Below are 21,258 nucleotides of genomic sequence, written 5' to 3'. Positions count from 1 at the left end.
ATTTAGTCAGGCCCTGCGATCGGGCTTATAACAACCTCGGCAAGCCGCCCCATCTACCGGCAGCACCGAGCCCTCATGCATAAGGAGATCCCCATGAAGCGTTCTGCAATAGCTGGATTGTTCATCACTGCTGCAATGTTGGCCTCACCGGTGTTTGCTGCGGACAAAGATCTTTGTGCTTCAAATTTGCAACAACTGGAAGACGCGCTCGCCACCCTGCCCACCACCTCAGAGGGCGCCACGGATAACGTCAAAGCGGCGCTCAAACGCGCACAAGATGCCCAGAAAGCTGGCGATGACAAAAAGTGCATCGAAGAAACAACCATGATGCTGGAGAAAATCCAGACAAGATCTCCTGCCAACAAAGGCTGACGCACTGACAGGCCAACCTTCGGGTTGGCCTTATGGCCCGCGTTGACGTACACTACACGTGCTTGCTGCTCGAATTGATTCACAGAGCAGTGAGTTCGGGGCCGTTTAGGATTCGACGCCGGTTGCGAAACTTTAGGTGCATGCCGAGTTGGTAACAGAACTCGTAAATCCACTGTTGCAACTTCTTATAGTTGCCAATGACGAAACCTACGGGGAATACGCTCTCGCTGCGTAAGCAGCCTTAGCCCTTCCCTCCTGGTACCTTCGGGTCCAGCAATCATCAGGGGATGTCTGTAAACCCAAAGTGATTGTCATATAGAACAGAATCGCCGTGCAGTACGTTGTGGACGAATCGGCTAAAACTTACACAACTCGCCCAATGCACCCTGCCCGTCGGGTCGCTGAGGGTTAACTTAATAGACACGGCTACGCATGTAGTACCGACAGCGGAGTACTGGCGGACGGGGGTTCAAATCCCCCCGGCTCCACCAAACGAAGCATCAACGAAGCCCGCCTTGTGCGGGCTTTGTTGCATCTGGGGACAACACAAACCCCTGTAGCGGCGGTGCGGCGATCCGACTTGCCCCCGAAGAGGCCCGCCCGGCTGGCACAAAACCCGACACTGCATGAACGGCACCCCGCCCCATTCCCGTCCCAAGCTCGAAGCCCCCCCCATGCGCCAAGCCCTTCTGATCATCGACGTCCAATCCAGCTTCTCCCCACCGCAATGGCTGATCGAAGGCATCCAGACACTGCTCGGCACTCTGCCCACCGTCGCCACCATCGAACGCCACGACGAATCCATTACCCCCTTCCAGAAACAACTCGGCTGGCATCCCGCGCCGGACGACGACAGCCTGGTCCAGGCCGATCGTATCTTCATCAAACACGGCTACGCGCCCTCCATGGAAACCATCCAATACCTGAAAAGCCTGAATGTGGATCGCGTCCGGGTGTGTGGCCTTCAAACCGAGACCTGCTGTCTGGCCGCCGGGTTTGCGCTGTTCGATGCGGGGCTGCAACCGACCTTGATTACGGATTTGACGGTGGGTTCGTCACTGGATCGCACAGGTGGATTGGGGATCAGGCTTTGGCAGCATCACTTCAAGCACACAGTCGAGTTGAGCGAGGTGTGAGCGGAAATTGACGTACAGAGATCAAGAGCAGACGACCCCTTTTCTGGGCCAATGCCGGTTTATTCTTCTTATCTCGAAATCAAAACCGAATTCCTGCGCATGGTTATAGTCTTTTGCTTAGGCCCCATTGAATGAGGCTTATAACCGACCTCGGCCAGCCCGCCAGTTGATCGGCAGCACCGAGACCGTCAGTAACCAGGAGATACCCATGAAGCGTTCTGCACTGGCTGGACTGTTCATTACCGCTGCAATCTTGGCCTCCCCGGTGTTTGCTGGCTCTCAGGATGATCTTTGCAACATCAACCTGCAAAAAATCAGAGACGCCAAGGTAAGCACCGCGCAAATGAGCGAGGGCTTGAAATCCGATATCGATGCCACTATTCATCAGGCCACGGCTGCTAAAGCCAAGGGCACCGAGGACGGGGCCAAAGAATGCATTGCCCTGACCACCCAGGCGATGCAGAAAATCCAGAACAACACCAAAGGCGGTCAGTAAGCGAGAGTGAAGGCCAATCGTCGTATTGGCCTTCTGCCCAGCTACGCATGTAATACCGACGGCTGCTTATCTACTTTTTTGAGGAAAGAACAGAATTCCTGCACGCCGCTGTAGTCTTTTGTTTAGGCCCCGGCAAAGGTGGCTTATATCCGATCTCGACAGAGCCGCCCGAACGCTCGGCAGCACCGAGACCTTCAGCTCAAGGAGATACCTATGAAACGTACCGCACTCGCTGGTTTGTTCATTTGCGCTGCAATGTTGGCCTCTCCTGTATTCGCTGCGGACAACAACCTCTGTACCGCAAAGCTGCAAGAACTCAGAGACAAGGTCACCTCGTTGCCGGCGACGTCCGAGAGCGCAGTGCTGGAGATCAAAAGGCTGCAGGCCAGTGCTCAAGCGTCCCAGTCCGCCGGTGATAATGATAAATGTGTCACCGAGGCCACACAGGCGCTGGCACGCGCCGACAAACTGTCAAGCGAGCCCAATCCGTAATCAAGTCCGGCCGGCCTGCGGATTGGCCTTCTGACCTGCGTTGCGTATCCGGCGCGGGACTTGCTGCTTGACTGGATTCACCAGACAGCGAGTTCGAGGGCCTGCGTAAGCAGAGTCTCAACTCCCGTAGGGGGAATCAAATGACAAAACCGAACCAATGGCCTTAACCGAATGTTTATCAACCTGATCGATAAAGTCGGCGTGATCAAAATGCTTTCTTCACGACGGCATCCCACCTAAAGCACAGAGTAGAGTTTAGAGGGTGTGAAGGGGGCCGTTGGGACGATCGGGGCTTTTAACCCGGTCGGAGCACGATTGAGTGAGCAGGTTGTTACCTGTCTAATCGTGGTCTGCCCCCGTTTTTCCGCTGACAACAAGCGTCGTCAATATAGCAAGAGGCCCGCAGCACGAGCGCGCAAAGCCATCACCAGGTTCGCTGGCAGTTTTTTGATCTCCTCAGACCAAAACGCCAAATGCCCGCGAAACTCCTTCGATTCATCATCACATTTTGACAAGTCAGCGAGCAAAAAACTGTATCGATCCAGATAGGCCGCAGACAAATCGTCTGCCAAGGCTCTTGCAGGCTCTCCCGCCATTGCCAGACACCATTGCGCAATTTCGACCACCCGCTCGCCTGGTGTTAACGGCGTGACACCATGTATGAAATTCAGAATGTATTTGTTGTAGAGCAGAGCACCTTGCTCGGGTTCATCCGTGGGATTACCCGGACAAAGTCGTCGTTCCCAGGGCAGGACATAGACCTTTTTGTCCATCACAGCCTGGAGTACATAGTCCGATGGTTTGACCAAACGCGGCATGACTTTCTCCTGGGAAAAAAATACGGTTCAACTATGGTAGCTCATCCATGGTGGCCAATAGCCTCTACGGCAAAGTCACACCGGGACATACCCGATCGGCGAATCTGGAATTGCCCGGGGTCAGGTTTCGTTACCCCAAACAAGGCTTTCCAGGTCCTGGCGATGCTCGCTTTCAGCATCTACAGCCAGAACCAAACCATCCCGCTCCTCCTCTCTGATTTCCCCCAGAACAGACTGCACGCAAAATACGGGCCAGCAATCACTCTGACTCTGTCCTGATGGTGACTTGGAAACTACTCGATGGCACACGCTCAGACTATAGGCAATGCCTGAAAGATTGCTAATAGCCATTACTCAAAAAATGCCCGAAGAGTTACTTATAACCAGAGAGACGCTCATTTGAATCGCTAACTAAGAATGGCTACACCCTTCTGAATGAGAAACCTGAAAGGCTCACACTTGGCATGAGGTTTTTACTTACCCAACAGTTGGGAAACAACCCAATGTATGAGGTCCGTGCCCCCCTTGTGCAGGCTGTGTTGTATCTGGAGTTTTGGATCAGCGGCCCATGGACTCATACGATTTGCCGTGGAAGCTACCATGCTGGGAGCGGCGGTGCGGCGATCCGACTTGCCCGCGAAGAGGTCCGCCAAGCTGTTGGTTCACGCCAGCGAGACGCTTGCGTCACTCAATATCATGACCGCGGACCTGTCCTACGAACTCGAAGACCGACTTTGCTCGGGTGCTTGCTATTTCGTTGCGTGATGGCTGCGATTTGATGGACCTCATCGGGAGACGATTGCAGGTGCCGGTTTAGTCGTCGTAAAAACAAGCGGCCTCAAGGCCGCTTGTTTTTTTAAGTGATCGATATGAGTACTTACCTGAAGGTCAAGGAAAATGGCTCTGCTGCCTTTTGAATGGCCTTCACCACATGCGGTGCCTGCTCCTGATGGTGAGGGTAACGCTTGAGCACAACTTCAAGTGCAGCCAGCAGCTTCTGAATGCGTTCTCTGGGTCGATCGATTTCGCAGGTTTGCGCGAACTCCAAAAGCCCTTGGCGTGATGCGAACAGCGACTTGTTACCCACCAGATCCAGAGCCAAAACATCTTCCGGGATATAGGCAGTCGTATTGACGATGTCGTAAGCCGGAGCCAAGCGTGCATCGCGTTGGGTAGGATCTGAATAGAGCAAACCAAAGTTCTTCAAATGGGCATCGCCATTCCCGACGATGCAGCTCAATGCCACGCTATCGAATAGCTGATCAAGTGAGCTTCGCAGGTGCTGCGTAGAGCAGAACAATCGAATCGCCTTGGCGATTGCCGCATAGCTTTTGCTGTATTTCTGTTCGGCCGAAAGCCCCATCAAGGCCGCCATGTCCTCAAAACCAATCGGATTTAACTGATCGTCTCGATCAAAGCGGCGCATGACAAAAAGCCTGGCATTGTCCGAGAGATAAAACTCCGGTACGGGTATACCCGCCTCCTTGGCGATGGACATGCAGAGGAACTCATTGATTGCCAAGCCTGGAAACTCGTCTCGGCCGCTCTTGATGATCAAGTCTGAGGTTTTCGAGGTGACTCTTTGCAGCGCCGGTTCGGACTGCTCTGGCACCAACACCTTGGGTTGGACGCCTGAAATACCGGCTCGCATAATGTAGCGGTCGAGGAGATCCGCAAAAATATCTTCCGTACCATCCCATGTCAGAATTTCTTCGAGCTTTTCCCCCGGGAACTGCTGCTCTCCAAGTAATGTATCAACGGCTTGCGAGCGCACCTGGACCCGCCCAATCGGCGAACTACTACCGGAAAGGGCCAGTAGCAGCATGGGATCGACATTTACGGTTTTGGCCAAGCGGTTGCGCAGTTGCTCCAGTACGTAACCTTCCGGCAAATTCATTTGAAAAATAGGGTGCAACTCTCGCCGACGAAACTCATCAGTGCGCACAGGCATGAGCAGACTAATCGCCGTGTTGGTAAATGCATCTTCGTGGTAGCGGAAAATGTAATCCGCCGCGCTGACCAGGATGCGACCGCTGTAACCCTCTGGAGTACTGACTTTCAGCGAGGTCATTTTCATTCGAACAGATCCTGAACCTCATCCAATGTCGGCATAACTGCTGGAATGACAGCGAGCTCACAATCCAAAGCACCCAATACTCGCGCATAAGCGCTCATGCCCACAGAAAGCGTGCCTTTTTCAACAGCAATCACCTTTTGCCGCGTCAAACCAGCGATACGCGCAAGACCTGCTTGTGTCAGTCCCCGGCTCAACCGCTTTTCACGTATCTGAATACCCAGGCGACTGATGAGCAGATCATAGTCCATGTTCTATTATCGTTACATTGAAATTTAAATGTATCGTATACAGGACATATCAATATGTCAAAAATGATCACGACTCGAGCCATATCGATGTCAGGTGCAAAGCTGTCGTTCAACCCAACTGCGTAACGCACACAATCAATTACCCATTCTTGATCACCATCAACTGCGTATCCATTCAGCCCCTGTAGGCTGAAAGCCGCTCCTACACGTCACCTGGAGATCGGCATGGCCAAGAATTTCCCCATCCACCCGAAACATCCCGAGCGCATCTGCTGGGGCTGCGACAGGTATTGTCCGGCGAGTTCTCTGGCGTGTGGCAATGGCTCTGACCGCACCATGCATCCGGCCGAGATGATCGGCGATGACTGGTATTTGCACGGGGACTGGGGCATCGATCCGGCCACCGTGAAGCAAAAGCCAGTAGACGATCCGAGCAGCGGTGTCATCCAGCTGGTAGAGGTTGATAAATAGCACTGTCCTCTTTTCCCGTTCAGGCAAATAATTGTCCGCAATTCCCCTCCTCCCGGAGGTCTGCGTGGAACTCATCGAAGCTTTTTTTCAGGAGTCTGGCGTGGGCGCTGGCCCGGGCGTGGTGTGTTTCCATGCCAACGCGAGCAGTTCGGCGCAGTGGCGAGGGCTGTTGGAGCGCCTGGCTCCACGGTTTCATGTACTGGCTGCCGATTCATTTGGTGCAGGCAAGAGCCCTGCATGGCCATCCGACCGGATCATCACCCTCAGCGACGAAGTTGCGCTTGTAGAGCCGGTGCTCGCCAGAGCGGGCACACCTCTCACACTGGTGGGTCATTCCTATGGCGCCGCAGTCTCGCTGATTGCCGCCTTGCGCAATCCCGACCGGGTGCGTGCCATCGCGGTGTATGAGCCCACGCTGTTTTCGCTGCTTGACGCGCAAATGCCCCCACCCAATGAGGCGGACCTGATACGCGAAGTCGTTGCCGACGCCGGTCGAGCCCTCGATGCAGGTAACCAGGATGCCGCTGCCGAGCGATTCATTGATTACTGGATGGGTTCTGCAGCGTGGAAGCGAACCCCGCAGCCACGCAAGCAATCCATCACCGCCGCAGTGGTCAATGTGCGCGGCTGGGCCCACGCGTTGTTGAGCGAGCCGACGCCACTAGAGGCTTTTCGCTCGCTCGACATTCCAGTGCTCTACATGACAGGCAATCACTCGCCGGCGTCGTCACTAGGAGTTGCACGGCTGCTCGCCGGTGTTCTACCTAAAGTCGAACTGGTGCAGTTCGAAGGACTCGGCCATATGGGTCCCGTTACTCATCCAGACGTCGTCAATCAGGTCATTGCACAATTTATCGAACGGAGCTGAGCCTTCTGTTGGCCCCAAACGAAAGGTTTCGCGTTATGTAACCTGCTGTCGACTCAACATCAGGGTCAGCAGCAGGAAACCTGCGCAAATCAGCTTAAATCAGTCTCGAGCACACGCCTTTGGGTGTACCATCAGGACCTGTCCATCCAGATATCAGTTAGCCATGCACACGGATAGCGAAGAGGGCAGTCAGATCGTAGCTTCTCTGGCGCACCGCGTTGGCCACAACGCTGACATTGCCCAGGTCGCCGATGCGATCGTTGCGACATTGCAAGAAATGGATGCAGCCCTTACGCCGATTATCGGACAGCAAGGGGTTACCGCGCTTTATCGCCGCAGTCTCCATCTGTGTGCCTCCATCCATCCACGCCTGGCCGGCACCTATGAAAGTGTGCAGCCCGGCATGGATCTGACGGAACTCAAATCCGTACTTGTTCAGCAAAGCGAAGCCGAAGCATTATTTTTCGGTGAGGCGTTTCTAAAAACATTCTACGAATTGCTGACCACACTGATCGGGCCCTCACTCACCGCACGATTGCTTAGTGTTGTGTGGGAAAATTCTTTGAGCGGCAGCCCCGCGCAGGATACTTCGTCATGACCACCAAAGTGACAATCAACCGCTTGGCCACTGGCGTGCCAGGACTGGACGAGGTGCTTGGCGGAGGATTGCCGGAGTTTTCGTTCAACCTGATCGCCGGGCCTCCCGGCTGCGGCAAGACCACCCTGGCGCATCAGATGATGTTCGCCCTGGCCACACCCGAACGTCCGGCGCTGTTTTTCACCGTGCTCGGTGAGCCGCCGCTGAAGATGCTGCGCTACCAACAGCAGTTCGACTTTTTCGACAGCGAAGCGATCAACCACTCGGTCCGCTATATCAACTTGGCTGACGACACGCTGGCGGGCGACCTGGATGAGGTGCTGCGGCGCATCGTCGCCGCAGTCGAAACCCACGGTCCGGCACTGGTGTTCGTCGACTCGTTCCGCTCGGTAGTGCTCGCGAGCCGAACCCAGGACAATCCGAATAACAACCTGCCGCAGTTCATTCAGCAGCTGGGCATGCTGATGACTACCTGGCAGGCGACGACCTTCCTGATTGGCGAATACTTCACCGAGACCGACACCAACCCGATTTTCACCGTGGCCGACGGCCTGATCTGGCTGCGCCAGAGCGTGCAGCGCAACTCCATGGTGCGCAAAATGGAAATCATGAAGATGCGCGGCCAGCCGACATTGCCGGGGCTGCACACCTTCCGCATCGGCACTTCGGGCATCAAGGTCTTCGCACCGGCAGCGGTGTATGACGCGAAGCCGATCGAACCGTCCGATGGCACGCCGCCTTCGCGCCTGAAAATGGGCGTGCCGCGGCTGGATGAGATGCTCGGTGGTGGCCTTCCCCGTGGCTATTCGTTGCTGGTGGCCGGTCCTTCCGGCTCCGGGAAAAGTATCCTGGCGGCCACCTTCCTGGCTGAAGGTGCCCGCAATGGTGAAACCGGTGTAATCGCGGTGTTCGAGCAACGCCCCAATCATTTGCGAAGTGCCACGCTGACTCAGCTGATCCAAAGCGGTCAGGTCGGGCTGGTAGACAGTCGTGCACCAGACCTGTCCATCGACGAAATCGTCCAGTTATTGTTGAGCGAAATCACTCGCCTGAAGGCGACCCGAGTGGTCATTGATTCACTTTCGGGCTTCGAGCTGGCACTGGCACCGACCTTCCGCGAAGACTTCCGCGAGTCGTTGGCCCGCATGGTCACCGCCTTGACCAGTGTCGGTGTCAGCGTATTGATGACCTCCGAACTTGAAGACCGCTACACCGATCTGCGTTTCAGCCCCTACGGCACAGCCTTTCTCACCGACGCGATCATCGTTCAACGTTATATTGAAGTGGAAAGTCGCTTGCTACGCATCATGGCTGTGGTCAAAGTAAGGGCCAGCGCCCATTCCGATGAGCTGCGCCTGTATCGCATCGACGAAAACGGTTTGCAGATCGGCGAAATGCTTGCAGATCAAGAAGGCTTGCTGGGTGGCCGGCCGACCAAACAGAGTTCAGGTGTGGCCCACCCCGGAGATAAAAAAGCTTGAGTCCACACAATGAATGAGGCCGATGGCAAGAATGAGGGAGCGATAGCCAGTGCCGCGCGCGAACTCTTCCTGCTTGGTCAAAAAACCGTTGAAGCGCGGGCTGTGCTGGCCGCGCTGCAACGAGAGCTGGTCGATGCCAACAATCGTCTGGGCGACAACCAACAGATCGAGCAACTGATCGAGGCCAATCAACAGCTGGTATTGGCAATGCTCCTGGCGCAGTCAGATGCACAATCGCCGCTGCCCTCGGAACAACAACGCCTGTACCTGGAACTGCGCGAAGCCAACGCACAACTGGTGATCGCCGCACTCAGTGCACAAAACCTTCAAGCTTCGGCCGAACAGGCACTGGACCAGCAACGGGATATTCTCGCCCTGGTCGCCCATGAGCTGCGCAACCCCTTGACCCCCATCAGCATGATCGCCGGGCGCCTGGTGCGGGTGCCGAGCGAAGAGTTACCGCGGATGCAGGCACTGATCGAAGGCCAGGTTCAGCACATGTCACGGCTGGTCGACGACCTGCTGGACGTATCCCGCGCCAGCACCGGCAAGTTGCGCCTCGATTGCGGTGTCGTGGACATGGTGCAGATCATCCATGAAGCCATCGCAGTGTGCAGCCCAGTGATGAGCGCTCACCAGTTGCATTTCAGCGCCCGACTTCCGGAGGGGACGCTGACGGTGAACGGCGACCCGGTGCGCCTCACTCAGATTCTGGGCAACCTGCTGGGGAATGCGGCCAAATACACCCCTGCGGATGGCATCGTCAGCCTGTCCGTAACGGTCGAAGCCGACACTCTGGTGATGAACATTTGCGACAACGGCATCGGCATTTCGGCAAAGGCACTGCCGTTTGTTTTCGACCCCTTTGTCCAGGACGTGCACGCCGTCGGCTTCAACGGAGCCGGTTTGGGTATCGGCCTGACCGTGGTCCGCGAACTGGTCGAAGCCCATGGCGGCACGGTGATCGGCCTCAGCGACGGTGATGGCAAGGGGAGCGAGTTCATCGTCCGGTTGCCATTAACGGGGCATTGACCTTTACCCGCGAAAACACCGTCCCGTCAGTGATACCTCCTGCCCTGGCCCCTCAGCCAATCGACTGCGGCTGAGCACCCTCCAGCGGATCTTCATTCTTTTGCAGAACCGGCAGCTCAAGCCGCGCTCGCCCGTAAAACGCCAGCGCCGTCAGCAGGCAGGCGAGCCAGACGAAGATCCCCGCCCAGAAGGTGTGGGACATGTAGTGCCAGCCCTGCAGCACCCGGGTGGTGCCATAGACAAAGCCGAGCAACAGCGAGCCATGCAGGATTGCTTTGGAATGCCGCCAGCGATAGCGGCGAGCCACGAAGTACAAGGCGAGCATGGTGAAGCCACCCGAGGCATGACCACCTGGCCAGCAGCGGCCCGGGCCTGCGACTTTCAGCAGGTCGAAATTCTGGTACCACTCTTTGTGTTCGATCTTGCCGGCGTACTGGGTGGTTTCAACCGGGCAGTACACGCTGGTGTGGCCTTTCAGATAATGGATGACCCCGGTACAGATCGAGAAGGCAAACACCACGTAGAGGAAGTCCCGGCGGTGCCTGGTCGCAAACCTGAGCAGTGGAGCAATCCGCACCGTCTCCAGGAACACGATGACCCTGGCATGTTTCTCGGCCTTCAACCGCGGCCAGAGAAACGATAACAGCGCACCGATAATCGCCGCTTCGCCTGTCCAGTTCGGAATGATCCGTGCCCATTTGTGGGTGATTTGTTCGAACAGGCGAACTTGGTTCAACGGAAACAACTTAGTCGCCGGATCGTAAAAAAGATCACTGAAGGCAATATCCAGAGTGGTCAGATCAAACAACAAAAACACTACGGCAGCGCAGAACAACGGGATACCGAAATTCATCCAGTAAAATCGGTAGCGAGAAGAAGTCAGCATCTTTTTTCCTGTTTGAAGAGACAAACCCGCCTAGTTATCTGGTAACTATTGAATGCCAGTCGCTGGCTTCAATGAAACCGAGCATCTGCGGCTTCCCAGCCTTTCCCGCGGTTGAAACAAACAGCGATGCGCCGTAACCCAGCGTCGACGAAGAGAACTTCATGTCGCTTTCCAGCTGCGACATGCATTCACTGTGCGTCACCAGGATCAGGTTCCGGCCAGGCACCTTGTGGCCGAGGGCATCACTCAGCATGCGACCCTTACACCGGATCAGCCAGTCCTGGCCTGAACTGACCTTATTGAACATGTAGGAAGAGGTCTGCGCCGCTCGGGTCAACGGGCTGTTGTAGATATCCGCCTGGCTCAGACCCAACTGTCCAAACTGCGAACCGATCGTCGCGGCGACGCTGCGCGAGCGCTCGGTTATACCGTCGGCACTGCCAAGGCAGGCGGCGCGGGAGTGGTCACAACGCTCGACGTGACGAACCAGCACAATCATTTCGCCCTTGACCCAATCCGCCTTCAGCTGCGCTATTACCGAGGCGTTGCCATTGGCCAGATCGGGAACTGCCGCGGGTTTTAGAAGAAACAGGGTCAGTGCCAGAACAAACACTGCGGACACCAATATGACGGCCGCATTCCTATACCTGGCAACCCCACTCAAGCCCAGTGAACGTCTGACACCAATAAGATTGAGCCTTAATTCCACAACCAACCCACCACTTTGGCCAAAAACCTGGCAATGAACCGCATTCCACAGTGCTCACCACTGTGCGCTTGAGAATGTCTGCTTTTTGAGGTGATAGACCGGCACCCACCGCTCAACGGCTGAGCGAAACTTTAGGGGGCGGGAGGTCGGGACAGAGTGAAATGAATGTGAAAAAAAGCTTGAGAGACCGGACAAAAACCGTTTCAGCTCTCGCGTTTGCTGCCGATACCCCCCTACGACAAACCTTGCTGGCTACCAAAAACAACAACCTTCCAGCCACTGACGATCAACACTCGCAATGTTCCTGGAGGAATTCGATGAATAGCTGGTTCGGCAACATCAGCGTCAACCTGAAACTGGGCCTGGGTTTCGGCCTGGTACTGGCACTCACCACCCTCCTCGCCCTGACTGGCTGGACCAGCCTTGGCGGGCTGATCGACCGCAGCAACTGGATGAGCGATATCACCCAGCTGAACGCCGGTCTGACCAAACTGCGCATCAGCCGCTTGCAGTACATGCTGGCCAATGGCGACGAAACCGCCGCGCAGAATGTGCAAACCACCCTCGATGGTTTCGTTGCCCAGCAACAGTCGCTGCTCAGTAGTTTCAAGAGCCCGGAAAACCTCAAGCTGCTCAGAGAGCAAAGCGCGACCATCAGTGCCTACCAGCAATCGTTGAACAAAATGCGCAACGCCTACCGCACCAGCACCGCTGCCCGCCAGATCATGGGCGACAACACCGAAAGCGCCAATGGACTGATAAACGCGATCAACACTCGTGTGCAGCAGATGCCCTTGAGCGACCAGCGTTTCGAACAGTTCCAGGCCATCTCCCAGGCCCGGGAAGAATTTCAGCTCGCCCGTTATGAGGTGCGCGGCTACACCGCCAGCAGCAACCCGCAAACCGAGCAAAAAGCCGTCGCACAACTGGACGCGGCCATCGCCAGCCTGAAAGGCCTGAATGTGCATTTTGCTGACACCCAGCAAGACGCCCTGCGTCAGCTTGAAGGTGCCCTGACCCGCTACCGCAGCGCGCTGTTGGACTACAAAACGGCGAACAGCGAAGCGATTCAGGCGCGCCAGGAAATGACCGAACAAGGCAGTGAGATCGTCGCTCAGAGCGATGCGCTGTACCAGATCCAACTCGATCGACGCGATGCCGAAAGCGCTCGGGCGCGGACGTTGCAACTGGTCAGCACCCTGCTGGCGTTACTGGTCGGCGTGCTGGCCGCGGTGATCATCACCCGGCAGATCACCCGCCCTTTGCGCGAAACACTGGCCGTGGTTGAACGTATCGCCTCGGGCGACCTGACCCACGATGTGCGCGTCACCCGTCGCGACGAACTCGGCGTGTTGCAGCAAGGCATCGCGCGCATGGGCGTGACCTTGCGCGACTTGATCAGTGGCATTCGCGACGGCGTCACGCAGATCGCCAGCGCCGCCGAAGAACTGTCAGCCGTCACCGAACAAACCAGTGCCGGGGTCAACAGCCAGAAGATCGAGACTGATCAGGTGGCCACCGCCATGCACGAAATGACCGCCACCGTGCAGGAAGTCGCGCGCAACGCCGAGCAAGCCTCGCAAGCCGCTGCGGCCGCCGACGGCGAAGCCCGCGAAGGTGACAAAGTGGTCGCCGAAGCCATCGCCCAGATCGAGCGCCTGGCCACTGAAGTCGCGCGCTCCACCGATGCCATGGCCTTGCTGCAGCAAGAGAGCGACAAGATCGGCAGCGTCATGGATGTGATCAAGGCCGTGGCCGAACAAACCAACCTGCTGGCGCTCAACGCCGCTATTGAAGCAGCCCGCGCCGGTGAAGCCGGGCGGGGTTTCGCCGTGGTCGCCGACGAAGTCCGCGGCCTGGCCCAGCGTACGCAGAAATCCACCGAAGAAATCCAGGGACTGGTCGCTGGGTTGCAGAATGGCACGCAGCAAGTGGCCACGGTGATGAACAACAGCCGCAGCCTGACCGACAGCAGCGTCGAATTGACCCGCAAGGCCGGCACCTCACTGGAAAACATCACCCGCACGGTGTCGAATATCCAGTCGATGAACCAGCAAATCGCCGCAGCCGCGGAACAGCAAAGCGCCGTGGCCGAAGAGATCAGCCGCAGCATCATCAATGTACGCGACGTCTCCGAACAGACCGCCGCCGCCAGCGACGAAACCGCTGCATCGAGTGTCGAACTGGCGCGGCTGGGCAACCAGTTGCAGATGATGGTCAGTCATTTTCGGGTGTGATACTGGTGCAGGCAAGCCCATTCCCACAGGCTTGCGCGATCAACTGTGGGAGCGTGGCTTGCCCGCGATGGACTGCGAAGCAGTCCCAAAACCTGCTTCCGCGTTCTTTCAGGTAGAACGCGGACTCAGATTTTACGACTGCTTCGCAGTCGAGCGGGAGCAAGCTCCCTCGCCACAATTGTTGTGCCTGTCACCTCACCGTCGTTGTTACGGGAAGCACGCCTGGCAAGGATATTCTTGACTGTTCAAGCGCCCCACGGATTGATGACAGGCAAGCCGGAAAACTCGAAGTCGCGCACATTGCGCGTCGCAATCGATGCTCCATGTACTCGACAGATCGCCGCAATCTGCGCGTCCGCCATGGAGACTGCGCGCCCGTTGGCCTCACTACCGGCCACCAACATGGCGTATTCAACGGCCCCATAAGCGTCGAAGGGCAGGATCTTGCCAGCAAAATCCTCTTCGAACATCGCCATCGCCTGGGCCTCCAGTCCTTGTTTGCGCTTTCCTGCGGGGAGACGAGCGATACCATGGAGAATTTCGGCCACGGTGATCGCGCTGATGGCCAGATCCATTGCGGGTTGTGCATCAACCCAAGCCAGTACTTGAATCGCGGGTTCAGCGCGCATGAACTCCGATAGAACATTGGTATCCAGCACAATCATTCGGTGAGATCCACGGCAGTGGCTTTCTCATGACGAGCAGGCAGGTCGAGCTCAACCCCTCCACTCGCGCTGAATCGAGCGCGAATCCGGCTGCCTAGGCCTCCGGCACGATTGACCTGGGCCAACGCCCGCCCGAGGATCAGGCGTGCTTCTTCCTCCATCGAGTGGCCATGGTGAGCCGCCTCGATGCGCAGTTGCTCTTTAATCTGGTCGTCCAGATTGCGAATAGTGATACTGGCCATTAATGCGTCCCTCATGCAATCAATGAAATCATTGATTGAGCCTAGCACATTTCTTTTGCGTTGCCTTCTAGACACAGTACAACGGCATGGCCTGAATTTTGGAGCGATCAAACTCGCGTAGGAACTCAGAAATTTCCGACAGGTTTTTGAGGTTGCGTTGACCTGTGCCCGTGACTAACCTTCGCCGGTCGCTGCATATCAGCGTCCGGGCGTCGCGGCCCGCTTTTACTTGGTAGCTCCCTTCAAACCTGGAGTACCACCATGCACAAAGCCATCCCTGATCTTCCTGAAACCCCAAACGTTTCCCCCTACGAATCTCTCGATTCCAACAAACTTCACGAGGCTGCAAACCGTGCCCTCGATCATTACCTGACGCCACCAATCGACAACCCCCGAACCACCACCGTCGACCGTCCGCTACCCGTCTTTGCCGTCGCCCCCGGCATCAACACCGATGCCCTGTTGCCCAACGCCTACGAAACCTTCTGCTCGGCCACCACCCTGGTGTTGGATCTTGGCGATGACCTGGACGGCAAAGACCGCAACCTTGCCTTGGCGATTCATCAGATGATGGAGCTGGGTTTGTTATTGATCGACAAGGCACTGGATAACGAGCATTCGGTGGGGCATCGGGGCAAGGTGTAGATCGGGGTTTGGCAGCTGAATCATTGGTGAATTGGAGACCCCATCGCGAGCAAGCTCGCTCCCACACTGGATCTGCGTCGGATCAAATGATGTGATCGACACATAACCTGTGGGAGCGGGCTTGCTCGCGATGACTATCTAGCAGGCGCCCTATAACTTCGGTCAGACACTGATCGCATTGGTAAACACCAACCGATTGCCGAATGGATCGCTGATGGTCATGTCCCGGCTGCCCCAGGGCATTGTCTGGATCTGTGGCTTGGCGAAACGATAGTGCCTGGCCGACAATTGCTGGTGGAACGCTTCCAGCTCATCAGTCTCAATGCGCAACGCCGCTCCCGGCGAGCTGTCGCCGTGGTGCTCGGACAGATGCAGCACGCACGCGTCTCGCGAGATCTGCAGGTACAGCGGGAAGTTTTCTTCGAAACGATGCTGCCAGTCGAGGGTGAAACCGAGGAAGTCTACGTAGAATTCCAAGGCTTTGGCTTCGTCGAAAATCCGCAGGATGGGGGTGGTTTTTCCAAAACTCATGATACTGCTCCCTGATTGAAACGTGGTCATCCTATACAGGCTGAGTGCCGAGTACGAGCATGGGTTCCGGCAAGCAAAATCAAAAGATCGCAGCCTTCGGCAGCTCCTACGGGATTTGTGTTCACGCAGAATTCGTGGTGAACGCGGTCGTTGCAGGAGCTGCCGCAGGCTGCGATCTTTTAATGAAACCCCCGCCGCAAATCCCCTGCCCGGGCCAAAAACCTTCCCGCACGCCGTCCATTGGCTATGCCATCTGCATAACTGCACACGCCATTGATCCATACCCCATCAATACCTTCAGCCGCCCTTTGCGGGTCCTCGAAGTCGGCCACGTCGCGCACCCGTAGCGGGTCGAAGAGCACCATATCCGCCCAATGCCCTTCGTGGAGTTCACCCCGTTCCACCAGGCCAAAACGTGCAGCCGAAAGACCGGTCATTTTGTGTACGGCGGTGTGCAGCGGGAACAGTCCCACATCACGACTGAAATGCCCGAGCACCCGCGGGAACGCCCCCCACAAACGCGGGTGGGGGAACGGATCTTCCGGCAGGCCGTCGGAGCCGATCATCGATAACGGATGCGACAAGATGCGCCGCACATCGGTTTCGTCCATGCCGTAATACACAGCGCCAGCCGGTTGCAGGAGGCGGGCGGCGTCCAGCAGCGGGAGGCCCCATTCGGCGGCGATGTTCAGCAGGTCGCGGCCGCTCACTTCAGGATGAGGTGTTGACCAGGTGATGGTGATGCGAAAGGCGTCGGTGACCTGCTTGAGGTCCAGGGTCGAAGAACTGGCCGCATAGGGATAACAATCGCAGCCCACCGGATGGCTCAGCGCGGCACGCTCCAGGGAGGCGAGCAGTTGCGGGCTTCGGCCCCAATTGCCGGCACCGGCGCATTTGAGGTGGGAGATGATCACCGGGGCTTTGGCATGTCGGCCGATCTGGAAAGCCTCATCCATCGCTTCCAGCACCGGCTCGAATTCGCTGCGCAAATGGGTGGTGTAGACCGCGCCAAACGCCGTCAGCTCTTCGGCCAGTTGCAGCACTTCATCTGTCTCGGCGCAAAAAGCGCTGGCGTAGGCCAGACCTGTGGATAAACCCAAAGCGCCCGCCTCCAGACTTTCACGCAGTTGCTCTCGCATGGCGCTGATTTCGCTGGGAGTGGCGCTACGAAACAGGTCATCCATATGGTTGCTGCGCAACGCCGTGTGACCGACCAGCGCCGCCACATTCAGGGTTGGGTTCGCCGCTTCGATCGCGGCGCGGTAGTCGCGAAAGCGCGGGTAGACAAAAGCACTGGCGGCACCCAGCAGGTTCATCGGGTCCGGCGGCTCGCCGCGCAAACTCACGGGGGATGCACTGATCCCGCAGTTGCCGACGATCACCGTGGTCACACCCTGGCTGAGCTTGGGCAGCATCTGCGGCTGGCGAATCACCACGGTATCGTCGTGAGTGTGCACATCGATAAACCCCGGCGCCAACACGCGACCGCCAGCATCGATTTCCTCTTCGGCACAGGCTCCATTCAAACTGTCGATGCGTTGAATGCGGCCATCCAGAATCGCCACGTCGGCAAAGTAACCGGGGGTGTTAGTGCCGTCGATGACCAGAGCATTGCGGATCAGCGTGTCGTACTTCATGTCAGTCTCCCAGCGGCAGGCAATCGGCGCCGCCGCGGTAGTCGTCCAGCGCCAGTATGATCCCGGCGCCGACGCTCTTGATTATCTTCAGGCTGAACCAGAGCCAGCTCGGTGGCAAGTACGTCGATGGCTAGCAGCATGCCGTAGCACGGCTTAGACTGCGGATCTTACGCTTTATGACCTATTGACCAGGAAAGGCCAACCATGAACCCCCGCTCTCTATTTGCCACCTGTGGCCTGTTAGTGACGTTTTGCGGCTCGGCTTATGCCGCTGACAATGCTGATAGTCCTGCCTACAACAAGTGCATGGAGGCGTCGGGAGGCGTAACCGTCAACATGCTCGATTGCACCGCTGCTGAAATCAAACTGCAGGATGCCCGGCTGAACAAAGGTTACAAGGCGGCCATGGCGACGCTGGAGGCCGACAAGAAGAGCCAGCTGCAGAACGTCCAGCGAATGTGGATCAAGTATCGTGACGCCAACTGCGGATTGGTCGGCAGTTTGACTGGCGGGACCATCGACAGTATCAACGCCGGTTCCTGCGTTCTGGAGATGACCAGGACCCGGGCCCGGGAGCTGGAGAATCTGGTCGGGCCTTGAGGAACAGGAGTGGCGAGGGAGCTTGCTCCCGCTGGAGCGCGATATAGGTCCCAAAATCGGCTACCGCATTTTTTCAGACAAAACGCATCAGCCGATTTTACGACTGCTTCGCAGCCGAGCGGGAGCAAGCTCCCCCGCCACAGGGTTAGCGCTCGACACTTATTGGTTGGTCGCACCCCCTTCCCCACTCCCGTAAACTAGCGCCCTTCGCAATCCCCCGCTCTACCGTAGACACCTCGATGCGTTCAACAGTCAAACAACACTGGTTCTCCAACATCCGCGCCCACGTGCTGGCCGGTCTGGTGGTCGCGCTTGCGCTGATCCCCGAAGCCATTGCCTTTTCGCCTGGCCAATATCGCCACCGGTTTGCTCGGTGGCATGGGCGGTTGCGCAATGATCGGCCAGTCGGTGATCAACGTGAAATCCGGTGGCCGCACGCGGCTATCGACCTTGATTGCCGGGGTCGCCTTGTTGTTCATGGTGGTGTTTCTCAGCGACTGGGTAAGCCGCATTCCGATGGCCGCGCTGGTGGCGGTGATGATCATGGTCTCCATCGGCACCTTCCGCTGGGACTCGTTGCGCAATCTCAAACGCTATCCGCTGTCGACCAATATCGTGATGGTGGTCACTGTGGCGGTGGTGGTCGGCACACACAATCTGGCGTATGGGGTACTGGCCGGAGTGCTGCTGGCAGCGATGTTTTTCGCCCTCAAGTTGCGTAGCGCTGGCGTCGAGGTTGAAGTGCTGGGATTGAATGAAGCGAGCGCGACCCTGGTGGATCGCTTTGGCGTGCATGACAAGCCGGAGGGGATTGAGCGGTTGTTGGAGCATTGATCCGGGTTAAGCCCAAGCTTGCGGTGAAGCTGAATCCGCCATCGCGAGCAAGCTCGCTCCCACATTAGATCGCGTCATTCCAAAAAATATGGGCTGGCGCTGGAGCTGTGGGAGCGAGCTTGCTCGCGATGGCCTCACCGCGATCTTATGCGAACGCCTTACACCATCTCGTTACGAATCCACTCCACCACCGATGTCCGCTTCGGCGCCCAACCGAGCATTTCACGGGCATGCTTGCCGCGCACCCGGCTGTTGGAGCCCAGGCCATAGTTGGCCATTTCATAACCCCACTCGGCTTCGGCATCGGCCAGCGGCCAGTCTTGCGGTTGACCCAGTTTCAGCGCCTGAGCGATGGCCGTGGTCATCTCGATGAAGGACGCTTCGCCGCTTTCAACGAAGTAAAAAGTGCCGGGCACATTCTTCTCCAGCGCCAGCAGGTACAGCGCGACCACGTCTTCGATATGCACGTTGGACCAGATGTTCTGACCCGGGCCGACATGCCGGACCACGCCACTTTTACGCGCCTGTTTGAGCAAGCGCGGCAATTGCACGCTGTCGCGTTTGACGCCGAGGCTGTGGCCATAGATCAGCGTGTTGCAGATCACCGCCGAGTTCACGCCTTCGCGCGCCGCGGCGAGGATCAGGTTGTCGATGGCCACGCGAGCAGCCTTGTCGACGGTCGGTTCCGGCAGCTTGTCCTCGTAGTAGATGACATCGCTGGATTTGCCGCCGCTGGCATCGCCGACAATACTCGAACCGCTGGTGTGCAGGAAGGTTTTGTTCGTCCCGCGCAGCGCTCCGAGCACGGCTTCTACTGCTGAGCGATGGTCGCTGCTGGCGGCATTGATCACTGCGTCAGCGGCGCGAGCCTGTTCGGCCAGCAGGTCGCTGTCGTCGAGGGTACCGATCACTGGGGTAATGCCCAATGCGGTCATTTCTTTAGCTTGTTCGGCACTGCGCACCAGGCCGGTGACTTGATGGCCGGCCTTGACCAGACCGGTGGCGATGGAGCCACCGATAAAACCTGCGGCGCCGGTTACGAATACTTTCATGGAGAGGACTCCTGCGTGAGTAAGTGATGGAACGAGTATCGAGGACTGATCCCTGCTGAAAAAGTCCGGATTGCCCAATTCAATCTTGCGCAGAGCTCACGAATCAGCCTTCGAACACCGTCATGGCGTAGGCCGCCAGCTTGCTCTGGATGAAATCGAGGAAGCATTGAATGCGCAATGCCAGCTGCGAGTTACGGTAGTACACCGCATTGATCGGCTGGCGATAACCGCTATTGGCTTCAGCCAACAGCACCGTCAAGCGACCGGCCTTGATGTCATCGATGGTCATGAAGTGCGACAGGCAGGCAATGCCCTGCCCCTCCAGCGCCAGATGGCGCAGGGTCTCACCGCTGGATGCAGAGATTCCTGGTTGAATCTGCCAGCGGTCCCCCTGGGCATGCCGCAATGGCCAATGATTGAGGCTTTCGGTCTGGGTAAAGCCCAGCAGCGAATGCCCGGCCAGTTCCGAGACGGTCGTCGGTGTGCCGTGCTTTTCCAGGTATTCAGGGCTGGCAAGAATGTTCAGCGGGCTGCAACCCAGGGAACGGGCATGCAGTGTCGAATCTGCCAAGGACCCGATACGAATGGCAATATCGGTGCTTTGTTCGAGCAAATCGATTATCAGGTCATTGCTGTTGAGTTCGAGTTGGATGTCCGGGTACAAACGGCGAAATTCGTCGATGTACGGGACAATGGCATGGAGCATGAACGGCGAGGCGGCGTTGATCCGCAAGCGACCCGAGGGCGTTTGCTGACGCGAGGATAAGCGCTCTTCGAGGTTATCCATCTGTTCGAGAATCAGCTTGGCGTGCTCGAAGAAGTACTTGCCCTCTTCGGTCAGGTCCATGCGCCGCGTGGTGCGGTTGATCAGCGTGGTATCCAGCTTGGCCTCGAGCCGCGACAGCGTACGGCTGACCGCCGAGGGTGTTTGCCCGACCTGCTCGGCCGCCGCGGAAATCGACCCGCACTCGATTACACAGACAAAAATCTGCAACTCATCGGATCTGGCTTTCACGTGTGTCCTCTTTATCGGTTAGCCTGCAAGACTGGCTGCGTGATTAAAATAGCCAAGATCGCAGCCTGCGGCAGCTCCTACAGGGGATCTGGGTACACCCATAAGGCCGCAGGTCC

General features: G+C 57.3%; 23 protein-coding genes, 1 other RNA gene and 3 pseudogenes. 15 read left to right on the top strand and 12 right to left on the bottom strand.

What is annotated here, in order from left to right:
* Positions 1 to 93 precede the first annotated feature (93 nt).
* The 5 genes from ACA064_RS04220 to ACA064_RS04200 all read left to right on the top strand — a co-directional run bounded on the left by ACA064_RS04220 (position 94) and on the right by ACA064_RS04200 (position 2,496).
* Positions 94 to 372, top strand: a complete 279-nt coding sequence (locus ACA064_RS04220) for a PA2433 domain-containing protein (protein ID WP_497672255.1) — start codon at positions 94 to 96, stop codon at positions 370 to 372.
* Positions 373 to 469: 97 nt separating this feature from the next.
* Positions 470 to 863, top strand: a transfer-messenger RNA (tmRNA) gene (ssrA, locus tag ACA064_RS04215).
* A 183-nt stretch (positions 864 to 1,046) separates the two neighbouring features.
* Positions 1,047 to 1,508 carry an isochorismatase family protein gene (locus ACA064_RS04210; RefSeq protein WP_497672254.1) on the top strand — a complete coding sequence of 154 codons (462 nt, stop codon included), beginning with the start codon at positions 1,047 to 1,049 and terminating at the stop codon, positions 1,506 to 1,508.
* Positions 1,509 to 1,716: 208 nt separating this feature from the next.
* Positions 1,717 to 2,004, top strand: coding sequence for a PA2433 domain-containing protein (locus tag ACA064_RS04205; protein ID WP_497672253.1), 288 nt, complete (start codon positions 1,717 to 1,719; stop codon positions 2,002 to 2,004).
* Between the two features lie 213 nt (positions 2,005 to 2,217).
* A complete protein-coding gene (locus ACA064_RS04200; protein ID WP_497672252.1) occupies positions 2,218 to 2,496 on the top strand; it encodes a PA2433 domain-containing protein in 279 nt (92 codons plus the stop codon).
* 383 nt (positions 2,497 to 2,879) lie between these two features.
* Here the strand turns inward: ACA064_RS04200 and ACA064_RS04195 are convergent, their stop codons facing one another.
* The 3 genes from ACA064_RS04195 to ACA064_RS04185 form a co-directional block, all read right to left on the bottom strand.
* A complete protein-coding gene (locus ACA064_RS04195) occupies positions 2,880 to 3,314 on the bottom strand; it encodes a hypothetical protein (RefSeq protein ID WP_497672251.1) in 435 nt (144 codons plus the stop codon).
* 877 nt (positions 3,315 to 4,191) lie between these two features.
* The gene (locus ACA064_RS04190; RefSeq protein WP_497672250.1) at positions 4,192 to 5,391 is read right to left on the bottom strand and encodes a type II toxin-antitoxin system HipA family toxin; all 1,200 of its coding nucleotides are present in this window, start codon (positions 5,389 to 5,391) and stop codon (positions 4,192 to 4,194) included.
* Positions 5,388 to 5,639: a helix-turn-helix domain-containing protein gene (locus ACA064_RS04185; protein WP_497672249.1), complete on the bottom strand. Its 252-nt coding sequence runs from the start codon at positions 5,637 to 5,639 to the stop codon at positions 5,388 to 5,390. The genes ACA064_RS04190 and ACA064_RS04185 overlap by 4 nt, the downstream gene beginning before the upstream one ends.
* Before the next feature lie 225 nt (positions 5,640 to 5,864).
* Between ACA064_RS04185 and ACA064_RS04180 the strand changes: the two genes are divergently transcribed.
* The 5 genes from ACA064_RS04180 to ACA064_RS04160 all read left to right on the top strand — a co-directional run bounded on the left by ACA064_RS04180 (position 5,865) and on the right by ACA064_RS04160 (position 10,089).
* Complete coding sequence (locus ACA064_RS04180) at positions 5,865 to 6,110, top strand: DUF3079 domain-containing protein (protein WP_497672248.1); 246 nt, start codon at positions 5,865 to 5,867, stop codon at positions 6,108 to 6,110.
* Positions 6,111 to 6,174: 64 nt separating this feature from the next.
* Positions 6,175 to 6,978 (top strand): alpha/beta fold hydrolase, encoded by an 804-nt coding sequence (locus tag ACA064_RS04175; protein WP_497672247.1) that lies wholly within the window; start codon positions 6,175 to 6,177, stop codon positions 6,976 to 6,978.
* A 163-nt stretch (positions 6,979 to 7,141) separates the two neighbouring features.
* Positions 7,142 to 7,576, top strand: coding sequence for a hypothetical protein (locus tag ACA064_RS04170; RefSeq protein ID WP_497672246.1), 435 nt, complete (start codon positions 7,142 to 7,144; stop codon positions 7,574 to 7,576).
* Entirely contained in the window at positions 7,573 to 9,057 is a 1,485-nt protein-coding gene (locus ACA064_RS04165; RefSeq protein ID WP_497672245.1) for an ATPase domain-containing protein, read from the top strand. The genes ACA064_RS04170 and ACA064_RS04165 overlap by 4 nt, the downstream gene beginning before the upstream one ends.
* A 9-nt stretch (positions 9,058 to 9,066) precedes the next feature.
* Entirely contained in the window at positions 9,067 to 10,089 is a 1,023-nt protein-coding gene (locus tag ACA064_RS04160) for a sensor histidine kinase (RefSeq protein ID WP_497672244.1), read from the top strand.
* A gap of 52 nt (positions 10,090 to 10,141) precedes the next feature.
* Here ACA064_RS04160 and ACA064_RS04155 read toward each other — a convergent pair whose 3' ends face one another.
* A complete protein-coding gene (locus tag ACA064_RS04155; RefSeq protein ID WP_497672243.1) occupies positions 10,142 to 10,975 on the bottom strand; it encodes a phosphatase PAP2 family protein in 834 nt (277 codons plus the stop codon).
* A 34-nt stretch (positions 10,976 to 11,009) separates the two neighbouring features.
* Complete coding sequence (gene pmrG, locus ACA064_RS04150; RefSeq protein WP_497672242.1) at positions 11,010 to 11,684, bottom strand: lipopolysaccharide core heptose(II)-phosphate phosphatase PmrG; 675 nt, start codon at positions 11,682 to 11,684, stop codon at positions 11,010 to 11,012.
* Between the two features lie 161 nt (positions 11,685 to 11,845).
* Between pmrG and ACA064_RS04145 the strand changes: the two are divergent.
* Positions 11,846 to 13,015 (top strand): annotated as a pseudogene (locus tag ACA064_RS04145) (methyl-accepting chemotaxis protein); the annotation flags it as partial.
* A 42-nt stretch (positions 13,016 to 13,057) separates the two neighbouring features.
* Positions 13,058 to 13,921 (top strand): methyl-accepting chemotaxis protein, encoded by an 864-nt coding sequence (locus ACA064_RS04140; RefSeq protein ID WP_497674167.1) that lies wholly within the window; start codon positions 13,058 to 13,060, stop codon positions 13,919 to 13,921.
* 245 nt (positions 13,922 to 14,166) lie between these two features.
* Here ACA064_RS04140 and ACA064_RS04135 read toward each other — a convergent pair whose 3' ends face one another.
* Entirely contained in the window at positions 14,167 to 14,586 is a 420-nt protein-coding gene (locus ACA064_RS04135) for a type II toxin-antitoxin system VapC family toxin (RefSeq protein WP_497672241.1), read from the bottom strand.
* Positions 14,583 to 14,828: a FitA-like ribbon-helix-helix domain-containing protein gene (locus ACA064_RS04130; protein ID WP_150642442.1), complete on the bottom strand. Its 246-nt coding sequence runs from the start codon at positions 14,826 to 14,828 to the stop codon at positions 14,583 to 14,585. The genes ACA064_RS04135 and ACA064_RS04130 overlap by 4 nt, the downstream gene beginning before the upstream one ends.
* A 261-nt stretch (positions 14,829 to 15,089) precedes the next feature.
* On the opposite strand from ACA064_RS04130, the gene ACA064_RS04125 reads away from it, so the two are divergent.
* Entirely contained in the window at positions 15,090 to 15,473 is a 384-nt protein-coding gene (locus tag ACA064_RS04125; protein WP_497672240.1) for a DUF6124 family protein, read from the top strand.
* 162 nt (positions 15,474 to 15,635) lie between these two features.
* Here the strand turns inward: ACA064_RS04125 and ACA064_RS04120 are convergent, their stop codons facing one another.
* From ACA064_RS04120 to ACA064_RS04110, 3 genes and pseudogenes are all read right to left on the bottom strand, one after another.
* Positions 15,636 to 16,004, bottom strand: a complete 369-nt coding sequence (locus tag ACA064_RS04120; RefSeq protein ID WP_497672239.1) for a glyoxalase superfamily protein — start codon at positions 16,002 to 16,004, stop codon at positions 15,636 to 15,638.
* A 179-nt stretch (positions 16,005 to 16,183) separates the two neighbouring features.
* Positions 16,184 to 17,641 carry an N-acyl-D-amino-acid deacylase family protein gene (locus tag ACA064_RS04115; RefSeq protein ID WP_497672238.1) on the bottom strand — a complete coding sequence of 486 codons (1,458 nt, stop codon included), beginning with the start codon at positions 17,639 to 17,641 and terminating at the stop codon, positions 16,184 to 16,186.
* A gap of 1 nt (position 17,642) precedes the next feature.
* A pseudogene (locus ACA064_RS04110) lies at positions 17,643 to 17,787 on the bottom strand (MurR/RpiR family transcriptional regulator); the annotation flags it as partial.
* A gap of 58 nt (positions 17,788 to 17,845) precedes the next feature.
* Between ACA064_RS04110 and ACA064_RS04105 the strand changes: the two are divergent.
* Both ACA064_RS04105 and ACA064_RS04100 read left to right on the top strand, forming a co-directional pair.
* Positions 17,846 to 18,241, top strand: a complete 396-nt coding sequence (locus ACA064_RS04105; RefSeq protein ID WP_497672237.1) for a lysozyme inhibitor LprI family protein — start codon at positions 17,846 to 17,848, stop codon at positions 18,239 to 18,241.
* A gap of 345 nt (positions 18,242 to 18,586) precedes the next feature.
* Positions 18,587 to 19,075, top strand: a pseudogene (locus tag ACA064_RS04100) (SulP family inorganic anion transporter); the annotation flags it as partial.
* Positions 19,076 to 19,233: 158 nt separating this feature from the next.
* On the opposite strand, the gene ACA064_RS04095 reads toward ACA064_RS04100, so the two are convergent.
* Together ACA064_RS04095 and ACA064_RS04090 are read right to left on the bottom strand one after the other, a co-directional pair.
* Positions 19,234 to 20,127 carry an NAD-dependent epimerase/dehydratase family protein gene (locus tag ACA064_RS04095; RefSeq protein WP_497672236.1) on the bottom strand — a complete coding sequence of 298 codons (894 nt, stop codon included), beginning with the start codon at positions 20,125 to 20,127 and terminating at the stop codon, positions 19,234 to 19,236.
* 103 nt (positions 20,128 to 20,230) lie between these two features.
* A complete protein-coding gene (locus ACA064_RS04090; protein WP_497672235.1) occupies positions 20,231 to 21,142 on the bottom strand; it encodes a LysR substrate-binding domain-containing protein in 912 nt (303 codons plus the stop codon).
* Between the last annotated feature and the right edge of the window lie 116 nt (positions 21,143 to 21,258).

The sequence above is a fragment of the Pseudomonas sp. LBUM1658 genome, from assembly GCF_059716055.1.
This window is presented reverse-complemented; position numbering and strand designations above follow the sequence as displayed.